The sequence below is a fragment of the Calditrichota bacterium genome (assembly GCA_013152715.1).
Lineage (GTDB): Bacteria > Zhuqueibacterota > Zhuqueibacteria > Thermofontimicrobiales > Thermofontimicrobiaceae > 4484-87.
Genome location: JAADFU010000110.1, coordinates 1 through 4351 on the forward strand (window position 1 = coordinate 1; position 4351 = coordinate 4351).

The following is a 4351-nucleotide window of genomic DNA, read 5'->3' on the forward strand; positions in this document are numbered from 1 at the left end:
TGGAGTGAGAAAATTGTATCTGACTCATTTTTCTCAAATTTACTCTGACAGCGGGGATTTTGTTCGTGAAGCTGAGCAGGAGTTTAACCAGGTCACTGCGTTGGAAGATTTGCAGCGTTTTGATTTGCCGAGAAGTAAGAGATTGCTAAAGTAAAGATGGCAACATAGAGAATAGCACGCGGATACACGCGGATTAGACGGATTAACACGGATTTTCTTTGTGTGATTTTGGCTATTTGTTCGTATCCCAAATAATCAGTATGCAAAAAACAGATTTAAAGTGAATTTCTTGTATGCTTCAAAAGATTATTTATGATAGTCCATGAGTATCTAAAATCTCTGAGAGCATTTGGAATTTTACAGGATAATTAAAAATAATCTTCGTGTCTTCGAGCCTTGGTGGTGAAAATAAAATTTATGAAAGTTCACCTTTTAATTCAGAAAAAATCGGAAAATTATGAGAAGAAATAAACTGACAGAAAATGACCTGCTCGACCTTCAATTCGCCAAGCAATTACTTGAAAATCCCGGCTTGGCAGCGAGATTGACAGATGCGCTGGCAAAACCAATCGAGCGGGGATTTCGGCTTTTGCCACCCAATTGGTTGAGAATCGTCAATATTGCGACGAAAAATTCACTGGAAAAAGGATTGCATTTTGCCGTAGCGTCATTGGGAAAACCGCGGTTGGCTTCGGAATTTTTTCACAAAATTGTAGTCGGAACAAGCGGGGCGCTCGGCGGTGCTTTTGGCATTTCAGGCCTTGCCGTGGAACTGCCGGTCTCCACGGTTATAATGCTCAGATCCATTGCCGATATCGCTCGCAGTGAAGGCGAAGATCTTAATCAAATTGAATCAAGGTTGAGTTGCCTTGAGGTCTTTGCCCTGGGAGGAAAGTCAACCCAAGATGATGCTGCAGAAACAGGGTATTATGCAGTGCGGCTGACTTTATCCAAACTTGTGACCGATGCTGCCAGTTTTATCGCACAAACGGGAACTGCTCAAGAGAGCGCTCCGGCTTTAGTGAGACTAATTTCCGCGATTGCTTCCAGATTCGGAACGGTTGTCTCGGAAAAAGTTGCTGCCATGGCAATCCCGCTTGTCGGAGCAGTCGGCGGGGCAACAGTCAACACGCTTTTTATCGATCATTTTCAAAGAATGGCGCGGGGACACTTCATTGTTCGCCGCCTTGAACGAATCTATGGGCAGGAAGTGGTGCAAAGGGCTTATGAAAATCTGGAGTAACTGATCGAATAGCCACAGAGAGATAAACCTTTCAAAGGTTCGTAGTATTGCCTCTGTTGATAAAAATTGATATTTTTATTGAAAGTTTTCCGAAAAATTCATACCTTATAAAAAGCATTTGTGGAATTGGTGGGTGTGATTTTTATTAACTAAAAGGTTGAATATGGCTCCCATGACATCAAAAGAAAGATTCGTGCGAATGTTTGCCCACCAGGAAGCAGACAGGATCCCGATTATTGATTCCCCCTGGGATGCAACCATTGAGCGCTGGCAACGGGAAGGCATGCCCCAAAATGTCAGTTTTGAAGAATATTTTGATCTCGACAGGGTCGCAAATATTTTCATTCAACCGGCTCCCTGGGATGAAGTTGAAACTGTTGAAGAAACTGACCAATACGGAATTTACAAAAATATCTGGGGCACTGTTTTAAGACAGTGGAAACATGCCGCTTCAACGCCGGAATTTTTGCATTACGAAATCACGGAACCGGATCGCTGGGAAAAAGCGAAACAGAAACTGCAGCCATCGCCGGAATGGATTGATTGGGATTTTTTAAAGAAAAATTATCCCCGCTGGCAAAAGGAGGGCTATTGGATTCAAACGCAATTATGGTTCGGATTTGACATTGTGCATTCGTGGATTGTGGGCACGGAGCGGATGCTGGTTGCTTTAATGGAAGACCCGGATTGGTGCCGGGATATTTTTTCGACTTTGTTGGATTTTTATCTAAAAATGAACGACATGATCTGGGAGAAAGGTTATCGCTTTGATTGCGTAACGTTTCCCGATGATTTAGGCTATAAAAATAGCCAATTTTTTTCGCTCCGAACTTACCGCGAAGTGCTGAAACCATTTCACAAACGCGCAGTTGAATGGGCGCACGAGAAAGGGGTCAAATTGCATCTTCACTCCTGCGGAGATGTGAATCCGTTCGTGCCCGAATTCATCGAAATGGGTGTGGATGCACTGAATCCGCTGGAAGTAAAAGCGGGAATGGATCCGGTGCAATTGAAAAAGGATTTTGGGGACAAACTTGTTTTGCACGGAGGTATCAACGCTGTGCTATGGGATAAACCCGATGAAATTCGCGCCGAAATGGAAAGAGTGATTCCTGTTGTGAAAGAAAATGGCGGTTACATTTTTTCCTCGGATCATTCGGTGCCTTCCACGGTCAGTCTGGAAGATTTCAGGAAAATTACTGAATGGGCGAAAGAATTGGGGAAATATTAGTTGCGGGTTTCGGGTTTCGAGTTACTTGTTTAGAGTTTCGAGCTCAAAACTATAAACTCCGAACTATAAACTGTGGACAATAAACACCAATTTTTCATGTTCTTTGAAAACACAGAAATGTGCAGGAACAATTGAAAAATTTGGAGGAAACAAAAGATATGAGAGGAGTAATCAGTAAGAGATGAAGTTAGGATTAGTAGGTTTGCCGAATTCGGGCAAGACGACGATTTTTAATGCATTGACAAAATCGCAGGCGGAAGTGAATGCGTATTCCAATGCAAAAGCTGAGCCGAATGTGGCGATAGTAGAAGTCGGAGATGATCGCGTAAGAAAATTGTCGGAAATGTACCAGCCGAAAAAGACCACGTTTGCCACCATCGAAATAGTCGATTTTGTGGGCATGGCTGCCGGATCGGCTAAAGAGGGCACGTTTTCACCCGAGTTGTTGAATTTAATAAAAACAATGGATGCTCTGGCATTTGTGATCAGGAATTTTGAGAGCGACCTTGAGGAAAAAAACGATCCGTTGGGGGACATTCAGTCGATGACGGATGAAATGATGTTATTAGATCTTATTTTTACAGAAACCAGATTGGAGCGTATCGCATACCAGTTCACGCGCGGTAAAAAGACAAACGAATTAGTTTTTGAGCAGAAAGTGCTGGAGCGTATCCGTGATGCACTGGAACAAGGACAGCCTGTCCGTTCGATCAATCTGGATAAAGATGAACAAAAAGTGATTCGTGGCTATCAGTATCTGACGCAGAAGCCATTTTTAGTTATTCTCAATTCCGCTGAAGAAAATTTCGGTAAGAATGAAGCGTTGCTCACCGAGATTAGAAAATCACACGATGTGATCGAATTCGCCGGAAGGTTTGAGATGGAACTGTCGCAATTGTCGGAAGAAGACGCAGAAATGTTCATGGAAGATATGGGTATCCGAGAATCAGCGCGCGACAGATTGACTCGATTTGTCTATCAGATGCTGGGATACATCAGCTTTTTCACCGTGGGCAAGGACGAAGTTCGCGCCTGGACAATTCATGACGGCGACACAGCGCTGGAAGCCGCCGCAGCCATTCATTCTGATCTGGCGCGGGGATTTATTCGCGCCGAGTGTTTTCATTACGAAGATTTAATCGCTGCTGGCTCTGAAAAAGCCATTCGCGGTAATGGAAAATTTCGATTGGAAGGAAAAGATTATCGAGTGAAAGACGGCGATATTCTGAGCATTCGATTTGCGGTGTGATTTTGTTTTGAAAAAGCCACGGATTCACACAGATTGACACTGATTTTTAGTTTTGGGAATAAAAATTTGATGCCATGGATAAAACAAAAATCCGTGCTCATCCGTGTCCGTCTGTGGCTAATAATTAAGGCTAATAAACTTTGAGTCTTCGAGGCGTATAAAATATTATTTTCAAAATAAGACAGAAGAGAAATATGAAATTCAACATCGTAGGAAAACCAGTCATTCGTCCCGATGGCTACGCAAAGGTGACCGGAAAAGCTAAATTCGCCGACGACTGGAATTTGCCGAACCAGCTTTACGGCGTAGCAGTGCGATTGCCAGCGAGTCATGCGAAAATCAAATCCATCGATTTTTCAGCCATCGAGAACGCTCCGGGGCTGGTCACAATTTGTGACTGGCGGGATGTCCCGGGGAAAAATAAAGTTGGTATCATCCGCCATGATCAGCCCATTTTTTGCAACGAGAAAATCGTCACTCCGGGCGATGTCGTGGCGCTGCTTGTCGGTGAAGATGAGCAAAATTTGAGATCGCTGGCCGAACAGGTGAAATTTGAAATTGAGGAATTGCCTGTGCTGACCGATCCCAGGCGCGCGCTTGAGTCAGACGCTCCGTTGGTTCATCCTGA

At 43.8% G+C, this 4351-nt stretch carries 5 protein-coding genes; all 5 read left to right on the forward strand.

Annotated features, from left to right (window positions below):
- A partial coding sequence (locus GXO74_08910) for a ribonuclease Z (GenBank protein NOZ61790.1) occupies positions 1-154 on the forward strand: 154 nt, incomplete at its 5' end.
- 303 nt (positions 155-457) lie between these two features.
- Positions 458-1243, forward strand: a complete 786-nt coding sequence (locus tag GXO74_08915; protein NOZ61791.1) for an EcsC family protein — start codon at positions 458-460, stop codon at positions 1241-1243.
- Between the two features lie 163 nt (positions 1244-1406).
- Complete coding sequence (locus GXO74_08920; GenBank protein ID NOZ61792.1) at positions 1407-2474, forward strand: hypothetical protein; 1068 nt, start codon at positions 1407-1409, stop codon at positions 2472-2474.
- Positions 2475-2655: 181 nt separating this feature from the next.
- A complete protein-coding gene (gene ychF, locus GXO74_08925) occupies positions 2656-3723 on the forward strand; it encodes a redox-regulated ATPase YchF (protein ID NOZ61793.1) in 1068 nt (355 codons plus the stop codon).
- Between the two features lie 194 nt (positions 3724-3917).
- Positions 3918-4351, forward strand: a 434-nt coding sequence (locus GXO74_08930) for a xanthine dehydrogenase (GenBank protein NOZ61794.1), incomplete at its 3' end; no start/stop codon positions are given.